Below are 18,778 nucleotides of genomic sequence, written 5' to 3'. Positions count from 1 at the left end.
CAAAACGCTGTCGGCGTCGCCGGCTTCGAAGCCCCTTTGGTCGATCCCGCCCTCCGGTAGTGTATGCTTATCGGAGCCCACACCTCTATCGCTGGCGGCGTCGACAACGCCGTCGAGGAGCAACTCGAATACGGCGGCAACTGCGGGCAGATCTTCAGCCACTCCCCGCAGGTCTGGCAGGACCCCAACGTCGGCGACGAGGAGGCCCGGACATTCCGCGAGCGAACCGACGAGGAAGGCGTCGGTCCGTGGGTCATCCACTCCTCGTATCTGGTCAACCTCTGTACGCCCAAAGACGACCTCCGGGCGAAATCGATCGACTCGATGCAGAAAGAGGTCGAAGCCGCCGCGAAGTTGGGGATCGAGTACGTCAACGTCCACCTCGGTGCGCACACGGGCGCGGGCGTCGAGGGCGGGCTGGACAACGCCGCCAGCGCACTGGACGAACTGGATATCCCCGACGACGTGACGGTCCTGATCGAGAGCGACGCCGGCAGCGGGACGAAACTCGGGGGGGAGTTCGAACATCTCGCGGCCGTCCTCGAACGCTCCGAGCAGGATCTGGAGGTCTGTCTGGACACCGCCCACATGTTCGCCGCGGGCTATGACCTCTCGACGCCCGAGGCCGTCAGGGAGACGATCACGGAGTTCGACGGCGCGGTCGGGCTGGAGAACCTCGCCTGTATCCACCTCAACGACTCCAAACACGCCTGTGGCACGAACAAGGACGAACACGCCCACCTTGGAGAAGGTGCAATCGGCGAGGACGGGATCGAGGCGGTCGTCTCTCACGACGCCCTCGGGGACATCCCGTTCGTGCTGGAGACCCCGACCGAGGACGGGCGGGGCTTCGCCTGGAACGTCGAGCGTGCCCGCGAACTGCGCGGGGAGAAATAGACCGTCCCGACGGATCGGCCGGCTTTTTGTTCCGGACCCGCAAGCGTGGCCGTGCGCCAGTTCAGCGCCGAGTACCTCGAAGCCACCCGCGAGGGGATGTGGGCCGACAGCCGCGAGGCGCTTGCGGATCTGGCCCTACAGACCCGCGAGCGGGTGCTCGACGTCGGCTGTGGGACCGGCGAACTCACGCGCGTCCTCCGGGAGGAGACCCCAGGCACCGTCGTCGGCTGTGACGCCGATATCGGGCTCCTCGCTCATCTCGAACCGCCGGCCGTCCTCGGTGACGCCACGCGACTCCCCTTCGAGGACGATAGCTTCGATCTGGTCGTCTGTCAGGCGCTGTTGATCAACCTGCCCGACCCCGCGGCCGCGGTCGAAGAGCTCGCGCGGGTCTCCTCGGATCGCGTCGCCGCCATCGAACCCGACAACGGGGCCGTCACGGTCGAATCGACAGTCGCGGCCGAACCGTCGCTGGCCCGCCGCGCCCGCGAACAGTATCTCGACGGCGTCGACACCGACGTCACGCTCGGGGCGGCCGTCAGCGAGCACTTCGAGAGCGCGGGACTCGAGGGTGTCAGAACGAGCCGGTACGACCACGAGCGGACGGTCGAGCCGCCCTACTCCGAGCAGGCCCTGGAAGACGCCCGGCGAAAGGCGACCGGCGACGGGCTCGCGGACGACCGCGCCGAGATCGTCGCCGGCGACTCACCCGAGGCCTACGAACGGCTCCGCGAGGAATGGCGTGCGATGGGGCGAGACGTCATCGAGCAGATGGGCGAGCGCGCGTATCGCCGCCGGGAGGTCGTCCCGTTCTACGTGACTGTGGGTCGCGTCTGATCACACCACGTCGCCACGGACCGAGCGGCCGTCCTGGCGCTGGCGGTAGGCCCGGACGGCCTCGGCGGCTTCAGTGGCCTCCCCGTCGTCGAGTCCGAGCATCGACAGCGACTCCGACAGCGTCGGGAAGGCCAGTTCGCCGCCGCAAAGTTTCTCGAGGGCGTCGTCGCTCCGCCGGCTGTTGCCCTCGCCGTCGCTAACCCAGAGGCAGACCCCGCGCGGATCGAGGATCTGCTCGTACTCGCCGCGGGCCGTCGCACCCTCCAGGCGCTGGGTAACGTTGTCCTCGAACGAGGCGTTGCACACCTCCAGGTGGACCGGTTCGTCGGCCTCGAGCAAGTGGGCGGCCAGACACTTCTCGGGGGCGACGTGACCGCTGGAGTTGGCTCGGACGTACTCGGGGTGTTGCTCGGCCCACTCGGCCCGGACCGTCCGGCCGATGCCCTCGACGCCATGAGCGTCTCGGAAGCGCTCAGCGGCCGCCTCGTCCCGGCCGAACAGCAGATCCTTCGTGACGTAGACGTCGAGTCGATCGACGGGATCGAGCCCCAGCGCGATATCGCCGTAGACCCACACCTCCCGGACCGGAACGGGCATCGTCTCGGAGGCGACCGTCTCGACGATCGCCTCGACGCGGTCGATAGCCGCCTCGCGTGCGAACTCCGACATCGACTGTGCTCAGGGCGCGAAACGCAAAACAGTTGCCGCGATCGTGACAGTCCCTCATGATCGACGATGCGGACGGATCGACGGAAGCGAAGCCACTTTACCGGGAGCAAACCTGGACCGTGATATGAAGGTCGCGCTGGGCGGGACGTTCGATCCGATCCACGACGGCCACCGGGCGTTGTTCGAACGCGCGTTCGAGCTGGGCGATGTCACCGTCGGACTCACGAGCGACGAACTGGCGCCGCGCACCCGCCAAGAGGATCGGTACGTCCGCAGTTTCGATCGACGACGGGACGATCTCCGGGCGGAACTACAGTCCTACGCCGAATCGTACGACCGGGAGTTCGAGATTCGGGAGCTGGCCGAGCCGACTGGCATCGCGACGGAACCGCAGTTCGACGCGCTCGTCGTCTCGCCCGAGACCGAGACCGGCGGTCGCCGGATCAACGAGATCCGCCGCGAGCGCGGCCACGAGCCACTTGAGATCGAGGTCGTCGACCACGTCTACGCCGAGGACGGCGACGTCATCTCCAGCACGCGGATCGTCCGCGGGGAGATCGACGAACACGGGAACCGCACGCCCGATCGCGACGGACGCAAGCCGATCGAGGAGTAGCTACCACTCCGGCGCGTCGAAGCCGGCCGATTCGAGGATCTCCTTCCAGCGGGTCTGAATCGCCAGTCGGGAGACGCCAGTCGCGTCCGCGACCGAACTCTGCGAGCGCTGTTCGCCCGTGGTCAGCGCCGCGACGTACACGCTGGCCGCGAGGACGGCTCGCTTCGATCGCTCCGAATCCGGCGTGTTAGTCAGGAACAGATCGGCCGCCCGGGAGCGCGCTTCCGTGCCGAGATCCAGCCGCTCGCTGGCCTCCTCGATGGCGGCGATCCACTCCTCGTTCTCGACGGCGTCGCGGGCGCGATACACGCACCGTCGTTGGGACGGGACGCGCAAAAACCCATCCCTGAAGAGCTATCTCAACCGCGCCGATCGACTATTCTTTCCGGATTCATTAGATTGAATAATATGTGCACAACGCTTTATTTGCGGAGGCCCAATATACAGTATGACAACAGAAGATCGACTGTCGACGGGGATCGGGGGGCTCGATGCGATCCTCGACGGGGGTCTCCTGAAGCGACAGAACGTGATCGTGCGGGGGCCGCCAGGTGCCGGCAAGACGATCTTCGGACTGCACTTTCTGGCAGCGGGCGACGACGAAGACAGCCTGTACATCAACCTCGGAGAACCCACCGAGTACGTGAAGCGAACGGCCGAGCACTTCGGGCTGAACTCGGAGACGCTCCGATTTCTCGAACTCTCACCGGACGAAACGCGGTTCACGGAGGACGGGACCTATTCCCTGTTTTCCTCGGCGGAAGCCGAGCAGCCGTCGCTAGTCAGTGAAGTCCGCGAAACCGTCGAGGAGTTGCAGCCGGACCGGGTACTCATCGACCCGATCACCGAATTTCGGTTCCTCACGACCGACGACCACCAGTTCCGGACCCAGATACTGGGATTGCTCGACTTCCTCAAATCGACCGGTGCAACCGTTCTGATGACCTCACAGGCGGCAGACGACCTCTCGGACACGGACCTGCAGTTTCTGACGGACGCCGTTATCAATCTCGAACGAACCTCGGAACTGTGGACGGTCGAAATAACGAAATTCAGAGGGCCCACCTCCCAGCGGGGACCACATGCCTACGAGATCACCGAGTCGGGCGTCGACGTGTGGCCGCGGCTCGAAGTGCCGAAGACGCAGATCGACTTCCCACAGGAGACGGTCTCCTCGGGGGTGCCCGAACTGGACCAGCTGCTCGACGGTGGTCTCGATCGGGGGACAGTCACGTTCTTCAGCGGTCCCACTGGTGCGGGGAAGACGACCACCAGTATGCAGTTCATCCAGGAAGCCGCTGGACGTGGGACACAGTCAATCATCTTCTCCTTCGAGGAGTCCCGGCGAACGCTACTCCAGCGCGCAGAGGCCCTGAACATGCCGATCGCCGAGATGATCGAACAGGACGTGCTCGACATCGTCGAGGTCCAACCCCGAGAGTATACCGTGAACGAACTCACAAACAAGGTCCAGAAAGGGGTCGAAGAGGACGGCGTGGAAGTCGTCCTCATCGACGGGGCTCAGGGGTTCAAACAGAGCCTTCGCGGGCACGGCGAAAAGCCGACAACGAACCTGATCGAGATCGGTCGCTACCTGCGCCAGATGGGAGTCACTACGATCGTGACCAACGAGGTCCACGACATCACCGGACAGTTCCGGGCGACCGAAGAGCAGATGAGCAATCTCGCGGACAACATCGTGTTCATACGGCACGTCGAGTCGCGTGGGAGATTGGAGAAGGTCATCGGCGTGCTCAAGATGCGGACGAGCGACTTCGAGCGCACGCTCCGCCGGCTGGAGTTTACCGAATACGGTATCAGCGTCGGTGATCCGCTCGAGAACCTGCAAGGTGTGCTCACGGGCACGCCCGAATGGGCCGATCCGGAATCGACCGGCGAGACAGATGGTTGATCAGAGTCCGGGACGCCAGCGCGGCGACAGAACGAGCCTGCTCGCGCTCGTGGCCGACAGCGGGAATCGCCGCGTACTCACCGACTGGATTAGCGATCACGACCGGTACGAGTTGGCCGAAGGGGGGCCGGACACGGCGACGTTCGATCTCTGTATTCTCGACAGCGAGATGCTCGAACGGGAAGCCGCGACGCTGACGGCACGGAAAGAGGAGACATCGACGATCGTGCCCGTCCTCCTGGTTGTCCCTGACGGGCAGGCTGCATCGGTTCACAAAGAGCTGCGTCAGGAACGTCCGGCGTTGTGGGATCTCGTCGACGGGACGCTTCGGATGCCCGTTGAAGAGTACGAACTGGCGGATCAGGTCGACACCCTGTTGGAACTGCGCAGCCAATCCGAGACGCTTACCCGCCAGCGAGAACAGCTCGAAATCCTAAATCGAGTGCTTCGACACGACATTCGCAACGATATGACGGTCGTGCTCGGGTGGCTCGAGTACGTCGCCGGACAGGCAAGTGAAGAACTGACCCCGGAGTTCGACCGGATCGAGTCGTCCGCCGAGCACATCGTCGAGTTGACGACTGCCGCCGGCGACATCGCCAAGACCATGAGTTCCGACGCGGAGCCCGAACTCGAACCGACAGCACTCACCCGGGTACTTGTCGACGAAGCCGAGAAGCGACAGAACGCGTTCGACGAAGCGACCATCGAACCCCCGGAGTCGCCACCGTATGCGACTGTCGCCGCAAACGAGTTGCTCTCGTCTGTGTTCCGGAACCTCATCAACAACGCAGTCCAGCACAACGATGCAGACGAACCAGTCGTGTCGATAACGGTACGCGAACTCGACAGTCACGTCCAGGTCCGAATCGAAGACAACGGTCCGGGGGTGCCGGAGACACTCGGAGATGACATCTTCGACGACGAAATGAAGGGGATGGAGAGTTCGGGGACTGGGATGGGACTGTATCTGGTCTCGACGCTAATAGATCTGTACGGCGGTGAGGTCTGGGTCGAGGACAACGACCCGAGGGGATCGGTATTCTGTGTCGAACTCGAAACGATAGATCACTCGACGGTCGGGACAGGTGAGTGAGATGGTCGAACACAACCCGGACACGACGGGGGAGCTCTTCGGCGATGATCCCAAATATCACGATCCGGCTCGGGTCTATCCGCTGGTCGCCGACGCGGGCAACGAGCAGTTGCTCGCCGAGTGGCTCGACTCTGTCGAGGAGTTCGAAATCGTCCGCCAGCCGACATCGATCGGAGAGGGAGCGTTCGATCTCTGTATCGTCGATCGAGGTGGCCTCAGGCAGAACTACGAGGCACTCAGAGAACGCAAGCAGTCCGAACAGCCGGTGTTGTTGCCGTATCTCCTCTTGTTGCCGGAGGATGACCCCGAGTTTCTTCAAGACGAGTCCGGGCAGTTGCCGGATACGCTGGTCCAACAGACCTTCGACGAGATGTTGTCGCTACCGGTTCGCCAGTTCGAGTTGCGCTGGCGCATCGAGTCGCTGCTTCGAATGCGGGGCCAGACGCGCACGCTGGCGAATCGAGAGCGAAAGCTTCGCCGGTTCAGGCGCGCGGTTACCGCCGCCGGCCACGCCATCTACATGACCGATACTGACGGCACGATCACGTACGTCAACCCCGCGTTCGAGCGCATCACGGGCTACACCGAAGACGAGGCCGTCGGTGAGACGCCGAGGATTCTCAACTCGGGGGAGATGCCCGAGGAGTACTTCGAGGAGCTGTGGGAGACGATCCAATCAGGCGGCGTCTGGGAAGAGGAAGTGACCAACGAGCGCAAGAACGGCGAGCGATACCACGCAAACCAGACGATCGCACCGGTGCCCGGTCCGGACGGCGACATCGAGGAGTTCGTCGCGATCCAGACAGACATCACCGAGCACAAGGAACGCCAACAGCAGTTGCAGGCGAGTCGCGAACGCTACGAATCGCTGTTCGCCAGCATCCAGGACGCTATCCTGGTCGCAGACACGGACCGCCGGATCATCGAGTGTAATGCCGGCTTCGTCGAGACCTTCGGGTACACCCTGGAAGAGATCGAAGGCAAGCCGACGAGCTTCCTCTATGCAGACGAAGCCGAATTCGACGAGATGGGGACGGAGATCAACCACCACACCGACGGTCGGAAGTTCACCAAGACGGTGACCTACGAGACGAAGTTCGGATACACCTTCCCCGGAGAGACGAACGTCTCCGATCTCAGCGATGCGGAGGGAAATTTGATCGGTCATATCGGAGTCATCAGGGATATCTCGGAGCGCCAGGACCGGTTGCAGCAACTCAAAATGATCGACCGCGTCCTCCGACACAACCTGCACAACGAGATGAACGTCATCCTGGGACGTGCCGAGCAAATACAGGCGACAGCCAACGGCGAACCGATCGAGCACGCAACGACGATCGTCGAGAGTGGGAACCGACTCATCCAGACGACGGACAAGGAACGGGACGTCACGAAGTTTCTGGCTGACAATCCCCAGCCGAGATCGCGCGATATCGTCCCGCTCGTTACCACGACCGTGGCGGAACTTCGCGAGCAGTATCCAGATGCGGATATCTCGGTCGACGTTCCCGACGAACGGACCGCGTTCGCGGTCAACCCGTTCGAGAGGGTCATCGAAGAACTCGTCAAGAACGCCATCGTGCACTCAGACCAGGACGTGCCGTCCGTGACAGTCCGACTCGAATGCGACGGAGAAACGGTTCGGATACGCGTGGCAGACGACGGCCCCGGAATCCCGGAGATCGAACAGCGGATCCTGACTGAAGGAGAAGAAATGCAACCCCTGTATCACGGGCGAGGGTTCGGGCTCTGGCTCGTCCACCTGCTGGTCGAACACTCCGTCGGGACCCTGACAGTCGAAGACAACGAGCCACGCGGATCAATCGTCACCATGCAACTCTCGAAAGCGTAACGCCGGAAGCACGCGATGAGATAGGACAAGCCACCCTCATTTTGAAAGATTATCTAGATACCGCGTGATTAAAGCAAAATCAGAACGTATATGCCAGTGATGTCTGGGGAAACCGGCAATTGTCCGGAGTGTGGTGGGACCGGAACGCGAAACGGTACGACCTGCGGAGCCTGCCGCGGTACGGGAGACGATCCGCTCGCAGGATCGAACAAGAAGCCGCTGGTCATCTCCTGACCAGGTTCGAAGCGATACGTTCTTAATCGGTTCTCCGGAAGTAAGAGGTGCGCGCGGGTTGCCGAGCCAGGCCAAAGGCGCAGCGCTTAGGACGCTGTCCCGTAGGGGTCCGCCGGTTCGAATCCGGTCCCGCGCATACCGGCTCGAACGAACGTGAGAGCCGTGTATGGCGCAATACGGATTCGAACCAGACGAGTCGCAGCGGTCGAGCGAAGCGAGACCGACCGTCTCGGCGAGGTTCGAATCCGGTCCCGCGCACTGAGCGAAGGAGCGTAGCGACTGAGCGAGGGTCGTGATATGTAGCTCGGGCCTGATCGCACGGTACGGTGCAGGGAGAACATGTGCCGAGTACGCCGATCCGGCAGTCGGCCCGTGGTTCTACTCCGCTACTTCGGCGTTCGCCCCGGGGTTGATCTCTTCGAGTGCTGCCGCAAAGTGTGCCTGTGTGAGGACGATGTCTTCGACATCCGTCGGTTCATCCCCGGACAGAGCCCGGACGTGCTCGCGAACGGCCGCCGTCGCCGCCTCCCGACACAACGCTGCCAGATCTGCACCCACGAGTCCGTCCGTTTCGGCCGCGAATCCATCGAGATCGACGTCGTCGGCCAGCGGCCGGTTTCGGGTGTGGATGTCCAGTATTTCACGCCTCGTTTCCTCGTCGGGCGCCCCGACCTCTATTTTGCGCTCGATCCGGCCCGCGCGAGTCAGGGCGTCGTCGATGAGGTCGGGGCGGTTCGTCGCTGCGATCACGACCACGTCCTCTAGCTCCTCCAGCCCGTCGAGTTCCGTCAACAGCTGTGAGACAACGCGTTCGCCGACCTGATTGTCACCACTGCTACCGCGCTTGCTTGCGATGGCGTCGATCTCGTCGAAGAAGATCACCGTCGGCGCGTTCGAGCGGGCCTTCTCGAAGACCTCGCGGACCCCCTTCTCGCTTTCCCCGACGTACTTGTCGAACAGTTCGGGCCCTTTCACCGAAATAAAATTGGACTGGGACTCGTTCGCGACAGCCTTCGCGAGCAATGTCTTCCCGGTGCCGGGCGGTCCGTGCAGTAGAATCCCCTTCGTCGACTGGAGATCGACCTGTCTGTACGCGTCGGGATACGCGAGTGGCCATTGGACGGCTTCCTGCAGTCGGGCTTTGGTTTCTGAGAGTCCGCCGACGTCCTCCCAGGTAACGTCGGGCGTCTCGACGAAGACCTCGCGGAGTGCGCTCGGTTCGATCTCCCGGAGCGCCGCCCGAAAGTCTGTCTCGGTTACTTCGAGCGTTTCGAGCGTTTCGGCATCGATTTCGTCGCCTTCGAGATCGAGATCGGGGCGGACGCGTCGGAGTGCATTCATCGCCGCCTCGCGGACCAGGCTTTCGAGATCCGCGCCAACGAAGCCGTGGGTGTTATCGGCGTACTGTTCGAGATCGACCGACTCGCCGATAGGCATCTCACGGGTGTGGATCTGGAGGATTTCCGTCCGACCACGGGTGTCCGGCACGCCGATTTCGATCTCGCGGTCGAACCGACCCCCTCGCCGGAGTGCGGTATCGACTGCATCCACACGATTCGTCGTCCCAATGACGGTCACCTGCCCCCGATCTTCGAGACCGTCCATCAGCGAGAGCAACTGTGCAACGACGCGTCGCTCGACGTCGCCCTGCGTCTCGTCTCGCTTGGGGGCGATGGAGTCGATCTCGTCGATGAAGATGATCGCGGGTTCGTTTTCCCCGGCCTCGTCGAAGACCTCACGCAGGCGCTCTTCGCTTTCACCGTGGTACTTCGACATGATCTCCGGCCCGGAGATATTCTGGAAGTTGGCGTCGATTTCGTTGGCGACCGCCTTGGCGATCAGTGTCTTCCCAGTGCCGGGCGGACCATGGAGCAATACGCCCTGTGGTGGCTCGATGCCGAGTGCCTGGAACAGTTCGGGATGGGACATCGGTAACTCGATCATCTCCCGAACCTGATCCAGTTCGTCGTCGAGCCCGCCGACGTCCTCGTAAGTGATTCCGAGGGGTTCGGAACTGTCGGCCACGTCGCCACTCTGGCCAATATCAGTTTCCTCGACGGACTGTTCGACGATCGTAATATCTGTCGACTGTGTGATGATGACAGTGCCGTCGGGGTTCGTATCCACGATTCGGATCGGAATCTGGCGTCCGGAACGGCTCATGAGCGATCCGAACCCGAGCGCAAGCGGGATGGTCTGTCCGGCCTGGACTGCACGGTTGACGATCTTGTCGCGTAGATACGACGCCATGTCTCCGCGGATCTGAAGCCCCTGGGGGAGTGCGATCGAGAGCGCGTCTGCAGGCGCCACGTCGGCCTGTTCGACCCGTGCAAGCTGATCGATCCGCGCGCCGGTAGACTTTCTCGTCTGGCCGTCGATGCCAACGATACCGCGTTGCTGCTTGCCCGCACGCCCCGGTCGGACACGAACGACCGCAGTTCCCGTCTCGCCTCGGATCGTGACGAAATCACCACTTTCAACGCCTAACTCCGTCATCGCCTCGTGATCGAGCACTGCGATACCCTGACCCGCGCTTTGTCTGTCGAGGGGTTTGACAATCAGTCTCATCTCCCGAAGAGATGGGACACGCTATTGTTTCAAAGCATCATTTTTTATCGTGAGATGGGTTGTGATTACACGAGTCACGGACGGGAAACAGCCGTCTAGCGGGAGAGAGCACTGTGGCGAGACGGGGATCGGCCGTCTCGTCGCTCGCCGTGATTCGAAATCAATCGTCGACGTAGGGTTTCTCGATGTGTTGATCGCCACCGACGAATGTCGTCAGCCACCGCGTGACGATATCAAACAGCGCAACCAACGGACCGAGTACGCGCTCGACGTAGGAGATTGGGCGGGCAACGCGGAGGCTCCACGACTGTGCGTGGCCGAGCCCGTAGGACTTGGGCACGATTTCCCCGAAGACAAGAATGAGAACGCTCACGCAGAGGGTTGCTATCACGACGGTGAAGCCGGGAGGGACGAACCGTGCGACGAGGAGTGTGACGATGCTGGTGATAGCGACGTTGACAAGGTTGTTTCCGACCAGAAGTGTGACGAGGAGTCGATGCGGGTCCGCGCGGAGCTGTTGAAGTGTGTGGCTTTCCTCCAAACCGCCCGTATCAGCGGTCCGCATCCAGTCGTCGGGAAGCGAGAAGATCGCCGACTCACTGCTTGAAAAAAACGCACTCAACAACAACAGGATTCCGACTGCGAGGAGCGACGGCACCAAGATCGAATACGTGCTCATACGACATCGTTGGTCGGCAAGCGTAAGAATGTCGGCGCCGGCCGACAGCCAACAGTTTCACTGAGCGACGGGTTCACAGCGTCGTCAGCGAAGAGGAGCAAGCGTCGTGCGCGCTGAAAAGGCTGATCCGGAAGAAATTCACTGGACGGCGTCTCGTCGGGATGCTCAGTCCAGGCGGACGACAGTATCAGATCACGCCGGTCACACGCGCGGCTTCCCGCGCGGCTTCCTCGTTCATGCCGTTGCCGAGGATCGTGTACCGATCGCGAATCTCGTGAGCACTCGTCAGCGCTTCGATCACGGTCGCCTCGTCGATGCCGAGTCCCTCGGCGGTCGTCGGCGCGCCGATCCGTTCGAGGGCGTCCCGGATGTCACGCCACATACCCTGCTCGCCGTCCTGGAGATACGCGGTGATGATCGAGCCGACACCGACCTGATGACCGTGCAGTGCCGCGTCCGGGACGAGTCGATCGAGCCGATGGGAAAAGAGGTGTTCGGCCCCGGACGCCGGCCGGGACGTGCCCGCGATCGACATAGCGACACCCGAAGAGACCAGCGCCTTGACCACGACCCAGGCGGATTCCTCGAGTCCGGGCTTGATCGAGTCGGCGTTCTCGACGAGCATCTCGGCGGTCATCTGTGACAGCGCACCCGCGTACTCGGAGTACTCCACGTTCTGCAGCCGGCGTGCGAGATGCCAGTCGCGGACGGCCGTGTAGTTCGAGATGATGTCGGCACAGCCAGCAGTTGTGAGTCGCCAGGGGGCGTCGGCGATGATTTCGGTGTCGGCGACGACCGCCAGCGGCGGTTCGGCGGCGACGCTGTGGCGGGTGTCCTTTTCGGGGACCGAGCCGCGACCGGAGACGATCCCGTCGTGGCTGGCGGCGGTCGGCACCGAGACGAACCCCTGGTTGCGGTGGTCGGCGGCCATCTTCGCGATGTCGATCGGTTTGCCGCCGCCGACCCCGACCAGAAAGCCCGCGTCCGCGTCGTCGGCCGCGTCGATGACGCGTTCGACCGCCGCGAAGCTAGCGTCCTCGACGATGACGGTCTCGGGGTCGCGTCCGGCCGCCTCGAACAGTTCGATGACGCGATCGCCGGCGACCTCTTTCGGCGTCGGGCCGGTGACGATCAGTGGCCGTCCGGCCAGGTGTAGCTCCTCGACCGCTTTGACGGTGTCCTCGAGAACGCCGTGACCCACGAGGACGTTCCGGGGCAGCCGAATCCAGATCGACTTCTGAAACATATCGGAGAATCAACGGCCCGCGTAAAAACCTTGCCGCCCGTTCAGCGACTGCGCCCCTCGCGGCCCGTACCACGGCTCTTTTCGGAAGCGTTGCCGCGGCCTCTCTCCCGGCCCTCGATGAGCCGGTAGATATCCATCACGTCGGAGACTGTGAGTTCGCCGTCGCCGTCGATGTCGAACCGCCCGGGGACGTGACGGGCGCTCGTAACCCTGCCAGCGTTCTCGACGGTCAGCGTGGTCGTCAGGTCGCCGACGGTCAATTCGTACTCGCCGGCCTCGATGGCCCGGGGGCCGAACCCGGGGACGTCGCCTGGGATGACTTCCAGCGCGGCCAGATCGATGTCGACCTCGACAGTCCTTGTTTCCCCCGGCTCGATCGTGGCGGCGCGTTCGTAGCCGACCACCCGGCGATCGCGGTGCATGACCGATCCGTAGGACTGGGTGTTGTACACCTCGACGATGTGATCGCCTGCCACGTCGCCGGTGTTGGTCACGTCGACGGAGACCCGGACCGGCCGGTCGCTCTCGGGAGTGGGCTTGCCGACGGTCGGGGGCGTCACCGAGAGACTCGAGTACTCGAAGGTAGTGTACGAGAGTCCGTGTCCGTACGGGTAGAGCGGGTCGTCGAGGTTCCCGGGCCAGGAATTGTGAGCGACCGAGATGTCGCCGACCTCCCGGGGCCAGGAAAAGCTGAGTCTCCCCGAGGGGTTGTGCTCGCCCAGCAGCGTCTCGACGACAGCGGTACCGCCGCCGGTAGCCGGCTGACCGGCGAACAGTACCGCGTCCATGTGCTGGAAGGTCCGCTGTCCACCGCGGGGGCTGCCCGCGTACTCGACCCCGATAATCGGGGTATCGTCGCTCGTGTTCTCGACGACCGTCCGGACGATCTCTCGCTGTGTTTCCGGGAGGCGGAGGTAATCACGGTCGCCGAAGCCCTCGTTGTGCGGAGCCTCGCCGACGACGACGACCACGGCGTCGGCGTCCGGGGCCGCGTCCTCGACGGCGCTCCGTTGCTCGTCGGTGAACTGGTAGGCCGGATACCGCCAGTCTTCCGTCGGTTCGGCCTGCTCGTGGTCGGTGAGGCTGGGTTGTGCCCACCACTGCGAGCGGTCGAAGGTCGTCGGGACGTGGGTGAGCTGCTCCGAGGAGAGACGCTCCTCCAGGACGTCCATCATCGTTTTCCCGGCCGGCCGAGGTCCATCCTCGGAGAGTCCACCGCCCTCGATGCCTTGCCAGCCGAGCGTCCAGCCGCCGTGTTGCATCAGGATCCGGTTCTCGAGTCCGTTGGGATTGACTCCGGGGCCGGTAACCAGCAGGTTCTCGTCGCCCGAGAGCGGCAACGCCGGCTCGCCGCCCTCAGTCACGGATTCGTTTTTGAGCAGCACCATCGACTCGCGAGCGAGCTGCGTGGAGGTCCGAACCGACTCGTCGTTGCCGACCAGGTCGGTGACCCGGGACTCGTCCGTGTAGGGGTCTTCGAACAGACCCAAATCGCGCTTGAGCTCGAGGATCCGGCGAACGGCCTCGTCGATGCGGTCCTCCGAGAGGTCGCCGCCCTCGACCAACTCTTCGACGAAGGTGACGAACTGGGCCGGCGAGACGCCGCCGCCTCCGAGCATCACCATGTCGACGCCGGCTTCGATGGCCGTCTCGACCGCCATCCGCTTGCCGTCCTCGTTGTCGGGGAACATCTCGTGGATGTCGATCATCCGGTAGAGATCGTTCCAGTCGGAGAGTGTCACGCCCTCGAAACCGTACTCCTCCCGGAGGAAGGTAGTCAGCAGCCAGTGTGACGCGTGGGCCGGAACGCCGTTGACGGAGCCACTGTTGACCATGACCATGCCGCCGCCCTCCTCGAGGGTGACCTCGAACGGCGGGAGCAGCGTCTCCCGGAGGTCACGCATCGACGTGTTGGCAGCCGCTCGGTCGTTACCGTTGGCGGGAACCTCGTAGCCGGCGAAGTGTTTCGGCGTCGCAGTCACGCGGTCGTTGGTTTCCAGCGCCCGGTTTCGCGCACGTGAGATGTCGGCGAGGACCTTCGACGACTCGCTAATACCCTCGAAGAACCGCCCCCACCGCGGATCACGCTGGAGTTCGATCGTCGGGGCGAACGTCTCGTGGCAGCCGGTCGCTGCGATCACGTCCGAGGTGTGCTCTTCGGCATCCTCGATCAGTTCCGGATCTCGCGTCGCACCCATGTTGATCCGCTGCGGGAGGGCTGTCGCGCCGTCGACGTACGCAGCGCCGTGAACGCCGTCGATCCCGAAGAAAAACGGGATGCCGTGCGGCGAGTTCTCGATGTTGTACTCTTGGAGGTCGTTGATCGACGCGACGAGTTCTTCCGGGTAGAGTGTCGGCGGACTCGATCCCCCGGCGAGTACTGACCCCGTCCCGAGTTCCGAGAAGAGGTCACCGATCGTATCGACCTGGGCGAACGGATCCTCCGTGGTCGTATCGAACGAGCCGATCGCGGGCTGCATCATCTGGCCGGCCTTCTCGGCGACGGTCATCTCCGAGAGTAGCTCGTTGATCGTCTGCCCCTGCGCGACAACGCTGTCCGCGCCAACACCGATCGCCCCTGCAACGGTCGCCGCGCCTGTCGCTTTCATGAACGTCCGTCGTGACTGTCCGCTGTCGTCTCGGACCGTGTCGTCGGATTCGTGCATCGCAAATGTGAGCGCGGACGGATTCCTATTAATTAATTGGTGTTTTCTGGGGATCTCATCGCCTGGGATCGATCTTAGGATCCTCCTTCGACGGTTCTATGCGGGAGTTGTGAGTCGTCCCGGTCTGACACTGTCCCGGAGTTCCGTGCGGTTCACATGCCCAGTCGGTCGATGATGTCCTCCTCGACGTCCCGACGGGGGCCGCGATCGCTCCCGTTCCGGTCGCTCTCGCGGTGTTCGGCCACGGTCGCCTCCAGCGCCGTCGCATGTGGCGTCCACTCCCAGCCCAGACCGCGGAGCTTCTCGGTCGAGAGGAGGTGTGGCTGGTCGTTGTACAGCGGAAAGTCGTCGAGACGGAGATCGGGTGCGAGCTCGCGAGCTCCGGCGTAGACCGTCTCGACATCCCTATCACAGGCTGCCGCGAGCAGTTCCAGCAGTTCCGCCATCGCGGGGGCGTGGCGATCGCCGACGTTGTAGGCCTCGCCGGCCTGCCCCTCCTCGGCGACGACCCGGAGCGCGCTGGCCACGTCACCGACGTACGCAAGCTGGTGCAACGACGTGCCGTCACCGGGGACGACGACCCGGTCATGATTGTCGACTCGAGCGAGCCAGTAATCCAGTCGTCCGGTGTAGTCGTGGGGCCCATAGACGATCGTCGGACGGACGCTCATCGCCCGGACGCCCCCCTCGGCGGCGGCGAAGACCTCCCGATCGCCCTCCGCCTTGCGCTTGCCGTAGGTCTCTGGCGTGTCGTCGGTCGCCTCCTCCGTCGTGCACGGTTCCAGGGCGGCCTCGCCCTCGCGTTTGGGGACCCGATGTTCGCCGTAGGCATCGCCACTGGAAACGAAGACGTACGCGTCGACAGTGTCGAAGACGTCAGTCGCGACCCGGACATCGCGGGGATAATACGCGACCAAATCCAGGACAACGTCGGGATCGACGCTGTCTGCGACGACCCGCAACTGCTCGTCGTTACGGCGATCGCACGTGACGTGTTCGATCGCAGGGTCGTCGACAAACGGGTTCGAATGGCGACCGCGATTGCAGAGTATCACATCGTATCCGTGCTCCCGAAACTCGGAAACGGTCGCCCGGCCGATAAAGCGCGTCCCGCCGATACACAGCACCGTTGGCATACCCGCACGTGCGGGCGAGGGCCCAAAACTGTTGGGCGCTATCCACACTGCGTCTCGATCGCGTCGCGATACCCCGCCCGATAGGTGGAGTACTCGAAGTCGTATCCCAGTTCCCGCAGTTTCGTGTTACTGACTCGCTTGTCCGCGCCGATCCAGTTGCGGGCCGCATCCGAAAGGTCTGGGTCGTCCAGTCGCTCCGCGATGGTCTGTTTGGCCGGAGCCGGTTCGTCACACTGTCGGGCCAGCCAGTCGGCGAAGTCCCACTTCGAGACGGGTTCGTCGTCGACGACGTTGACCACGTCACGGCGAGCGTGATCGCCGTCCAGCAGGAACCGGACGGCACCGGCGGCGTCGTCGCGATGGACCATGTTCAAATGGCCTTCAGTGACCGGGCCGTCGAGATACCGATCGAGGCGGTATCGGTCAGGGCCGTACAGGCCGGCGAACCGAGCGACCGTGCCGTCCGTGTCGTCGATCGGACGCTGGCGAGCGATCTGTTCGGCCTCCATCAGGACCTGCCCGCGCTCCGTTTCGGGATCGATCGGCGTCCCCTCGTCGACCCAGTCGCCGTCACGGTCGCCATAAACACCGGTACTGGATGTGTAGACGATCCGATCCGGGACTGTCCCCCGGTCACAGAAGTGATCGACCGCCGTTCGGAGCCCCTCGACGTACGTTTCGCGGGCGGCGTCGGCGTCGCGGCCGCCGCTGGAGGCTGCGAAGACCACCCAGTCGGCATCCGGGACGGCAGCGAGCGTCTCCGCTTCGGTAACGTCGGCTTTCACGGCCGTCGCCCCGGTGTCCTCGACGGTCCGGAGTCCCGCCTCCGAGCGGCGAACGCCAACGACCTCATAATCGGGTTGCAGCTGCCGGGCCAGTTCACAACCGACGTAGCCGCATCCGAGAATCACGACGCGAGTCACGTGTTGGCCTCCAGCAGCTGCTGGATACGCGCGTACTCTTCGAGGGTGATCGAATGGCGACCTTCGACTTTCTGCTGGATCGTCTTCGGATCGAGATCGCCGCCGAGCCGCGCTGCGATAGCGTCGACATCCATCACGGCAGTCGTCATCCCCATCAGCAGGATGTCCCTGGCTTCGGCAGCGATGGTCTCGGCATCAGGGAACTCCGGGGACAGTGCGAGCACCGACGCCGCGTCCGTGAGGGTAAGTTCGCCGGTGCCGTCAGGAACAGTCGTCCCAGCGCCCGCCGGTGGAGACCTAGCGATCGCATCGACTGTGTCTCCTGAGAGGGCCGTCTCAGTTATGACAGTGTTCTTGCCTCGCTCCTCGATCACGTCGCCGACGATCTCCAGGTACGCCGCGAGCAACTCCTCGGGCGCGCGCTCGCCGGCATCCGGGAAGTGTCCGGTCAACATGCACCGACCTACGAAGTGAAGATACAAGTCGGTAGCTATTGACAAGTGAGAAGATGTCACGGAGCCCCCATCCCCCCGTGGATTTATACATATCCGAACTAGACCGACACGTATGCCAAAAATCGAAGTGTCGTTACCGGATCGGATCGAGAACGACATCGAGCGACTCATCGAGCAGGGGGAGTTCGTCAACCGCGATCAGGCCGTCGAGGAGTTGTTGACGATGGGCGTCTCCGCCTACGACGTCGAAGAGGAAGAGACGACCCCAGGGGCCGCCGAGGAGGACATGTTCTCTCAGACTGTCGAGGACCAACAGGATCCGGCAATGCAGGACGAACCTCGCGACGACGGCTACACCTTCTGACGGACGTGACACGCGTGGACCCGGATACGCTCGAAACGCAACTGAAAGCGGAGTTCGACGCCGGCGACCGGCCAGCACACGTCGTCGCCAGGCAGGCGCGTGATCTGGCCGATGCCGGGCAGATCGAATCAGACCTCGATCACGAGTTAACAGCTGACCGTATCGTCGCGAACCTTCGCGATGCGCCGTCGGAGTATTCGCTCGTCGAGCGCTGGAACTGGTGGCTCGGGGCGCTCGAGCTGTCCCACGGCGGCTACGAGCGGTTTCGGATCCGACCCGACGCAGTCTGATCGCAACAGGACCACATGCAGCGATCCAGGACACCATACGATCCGCCAAGCCGGATCCGGGTCCCGTTTCAAACCGGATACTTTACCACGCTGAGCCGTGAGAAGTGACGTATGAGCACCGACGAACGGTTCAGCGGATTACTCAAGCGGCCGTCTGACAGACTCGAGCTGTTCGGCACGCTCACGGGCGTGTTACTCGTATTGATGGGGCTGGGAACGATTGCCGGCATGCCCTGGCAAACGAACGGCGATATAGCGGTATCGGTCCTGCAACTCCTCGGCGTCCTGGGAACGATGGCCATTGGCGTCGGACTGGTCTGGTTGACTCGCCAGTGAGC

Annotated in this window: 18 protein-coding genes and 1 tRNA gene; 10 read left to right on the top strand and 9 right to left on the bottom strand. The window is 63.4% G+C overall.

Translation table 11 applies throughout. From position 1 onward, the window contains the following. Positions 1-63 precede the first annotated feature (63 nt). Both HSEST_RS00530 and HSEST_RS00525 read left to right on the top strand, forming a co-directional pair. Complete coding sequence (locus HSEST_RS00530; RefSeq protein ID WP_229121620.1) at positions 64-897, top strand: deoxyribonuclease IV; 834 nt, start codon at positions 64-66, stop codon at positions 895-897. 51 nt (positions 898-948) lie between these two features. Next, complete coding sequence (locus tag HSEST_RS00525) at positions 949-1,734, top strand: class I SAM-dependent methyltransferase (RefSeq protein ID WP_418886523.1); 786 nt, start codon at positions 949-951, stop codon at positions 1,732-1,734. Here the strand turns inward: HSEST_RS00525 and HSEST_RS00520 are convergent, their stop codons facing one another. Further along, positions 1,735-2,403 carry a DUF7095 family protein gene (locus tag HSEST_RS00520; RefSeq protein WP_229121619.1) on the bottom strand — a complete coding sequence of 223 codons (669 nt, stop codon included), beginning with the start codon at positions 2,401-2,403 and terminating at the stop codon, positions 1,735-1,737. A 124-nt stretch (positions 2,404-2,527) separates the two neighbouring features. Here HSEST_RS00520 and HSEST_RS00515 point away from each other — a divergent pair, with 124 nt between their 5' ends. Further along, positions 2,528-3,019 (top strand): phosphopantetheine adenylyltransferase, encoded by a 492-nt coding sequence (locus tag HSEST_RS00515; RefSeq protein ID WP_229121618.1) that lies wholly within the window; start codon positions 2,528-2,530, stop codon positions 3,017-3,019. Here the strand turns inward: HSEST_RS00515 and HSEST_RS00510 are convergent, their stop codons facing one another. Next, positions 3,020-3,328, bottom strand: a complete 309-nt coding sequence (locus HSEST_RS00510; RefSeq protein ID WP_229121617.1) for a transcription initiation factor IIB family protein — start codon at positions 3,326-3,328, stop codon at positions 3,020-3,022. It abuts the gene before it with no gap. Between the two features lie 139 nt (positions 3,329-3,467). Here HSEST_RS00510 and HSEST_RS00505 point away from each other — a divergent pair, with 139 nt between their 5' ends. The 4 genes from HSEST_RS00505 to HSEST_RS00490 all read left to right on the top strand — a co-directional run bounded on the left by HSEST_RS00505 (position 3,468) and on the right by HSEST_RS00490 (position 8,249). Further along, positions 3,468-4,931 carry an ATPase domain-containing protein gene (locus HSEST_RS00505; RefSeq protein ID WP_229121616.1) on the top strand — a complete coding sequence of 488 codons (1,464 nt, stop codon included), beginning with the start codon at positions 3,468-3,470 and terminating at the stop codon, positions 4,929-4,931. After that, the gene (locus tag HSEST_RS00500) at positions 4,924-6,027 is read left to right on the top strand and encodes a sensor histidine kinase (protein ID WP_229121615.1); all 1,104 of its coding nucleotides are present in this window, start codon (positions 4,924-4,926) and stop codon (positions 6,025-6,027) included. The genes HSEST_RS00505 and HSEST_RS00500 overlap by 8 nt, the downstream gene beginning before the upstream one ends. Position 6,028: 1 nt before the next feature. After that, positions 6,029-7,879: a PAS domain S-box protein gene (locus tag HSEST_RS00495; protein ID WP_229121614.1), complete on the top strand. Its 1,851-nt coding sequence runs from the start codon at positions 6,029-6,031 to the stop codon at positions 7,877-7,879. Between the two features lie 285 nt (positions 7,880-8,164). After that, positions 8,165-8,249, top strand: a tRNA-Leu gene (locus HSEST_RS00490). Positions 8,250-8,491: 242 nt separating this feature from the next. Here the strand turns inward: HSEST_RS00490 and HSEST_RS00485 are convergent. The 7 genes from HSEST_RS00485 to HSEST_RS00455 form a co-directional block, all read right to left on the bottom strand. After that, positions 8,492-10,681, bottom strand: coding sequence for a CDC48 family AAA ATPase (locus HSEST_RS00485; RefSeq protein WP_229121613.1), 2,190 nt, complete (start codon positions 10,679-10,681; stop codon positions 8,492-8,494). A 160-nt stretch (positions 10,682-10,841) separates the two neighbouring features. Further along, the gene (locus HSEST_RS00480; RefSeq protein WP_229121612.1) at positions 10,842-11,360 is read right to left on the bottom strand and encodes a CNNM domain-containing protein; all 519 of its coding nucleotides are present in this window, start codon (positions 11,358-11,360) and stop codon (positions 10,842-10,844) included. A gap of 187 nt (positions 11,361-11,547) precedes the next feature. Then, on the bottom strand, positions 11,548-12,606 hold the full coding sequence (locus HSEST_RS00475; RefSeq protein ID WP_229121611.1) for an NAD(P)-dependent glycerol-1-phosphate dehydrogenase: 1,059 nt from the start codon (positions 12,604-12,606) through the stop codon (positions 11,548-11,550). Between the two features lie 41 nt (positions 12,607-12,647). Further along, positions 12,648-15,272, bottom strand: coding sequence for a glycoside hydrolase family 3 protein (locus HSEST_RS00470; protein WP_229121610.1), 2,625 nt, complete (start codon positions 15,270-15,272; stop codon positions 12,648-12,650). 152 nt (positions 15,273-15,424) lie between these two features. After that, on the bottom strand, positions 15,425-16,408 hold the full coding sequence (locus HSEST_RS00465) for an NAD-dependent epimerase/dehydratase family protein (RefSeq protein ID WP_229121609.1): 984 nt from the start codon (positions 16,406-16,408) through the stop codon (positions 15,425-15,427). A 38-nt stretch (positions 16,409-16,446) separates the two neighbouring features. Continuing rightward, complete coding sequence (locus HSEST_RS00460) at positions 16,447-17,331, bottom strand: SDR family oxidoreductase (RefSeq protein WP_229121608.1); 885 nt, start codon at positions 17,329-17,331, stop codon at positions 16,447-16,449. Next, positions 17,328-17,786: a DUF5791 family protein gene (locus tag HSEST_RS00455; RefSeq protein ID WP_229121607.1), complete on the bottom strand. Its 459-nt coding sequence runs from the start codon at positions 17,784-17,786 to the stop codon at positions 17,328-17,330. Before HSEST_RS00455 ends, HSEST_RS00460 begins: the two co-directional genes overlap by 4 nt. A gap of 112 nt (positions 17,787-17,898) precedes the next feature. On the opposite strand from HSEST_RS00455, the gene HSEST_RS00450 reads away from it, so the two are divergent. The 3 genes from HSEST_RS00450 (at position 17,899) to HSEST_RS00440 (ending at position 18,776) form a co-directional block, all read left to right on the top strand. Then, positions 17,899-18,150, top strand: a complete 252-nt coding sequence (locus tag HSEST_RS00450; RefSeq protein WP_229121606.1) for a DUF7120 family protein — start codon at positions 17,899-17,901, stop codon at positions 18,148-18,150. 14 nt (positions 18,151-18,164) lie between these two features. Beyond that, on the top strand, positions 18,165-18,440 hold the full coding sequence (locus HSEST_RS00445) for a hypothetical protein (protein WP_418886522.1): 276 nt from the start codon (positions 18,165-18,167) through the stop codon (positions 18,438-18,440). A 111-nt stretch (positions 18,441-18,551) separates the two neighbouring features. Next, positions 18,552-18,776, top strand: a complete 225-nt coding sequence (locus tag HSEST_RS00440; RefSeq protein ID WP_229121605.1) for a hypothetical protein — start codon at positions 18,552-18,554, stop codon at positions 18,774-18,776. Positions 18,777-18,778 lie beyond the last annotated feature (2 nt).

Source organism: Halapricum desulfuricans (genome assembly GCF_017094465.1).
Taxonomy (GTDB): domain Archaea; phylum Halobacteriota; class Halobacteria; order Halobacteriales; family Haloarculaceae; genus Halapricum.
Note: the sequence above shows the minus strand (reverse complement) of the source record. Positions and strands in the feature narration are given on the sequence as shown.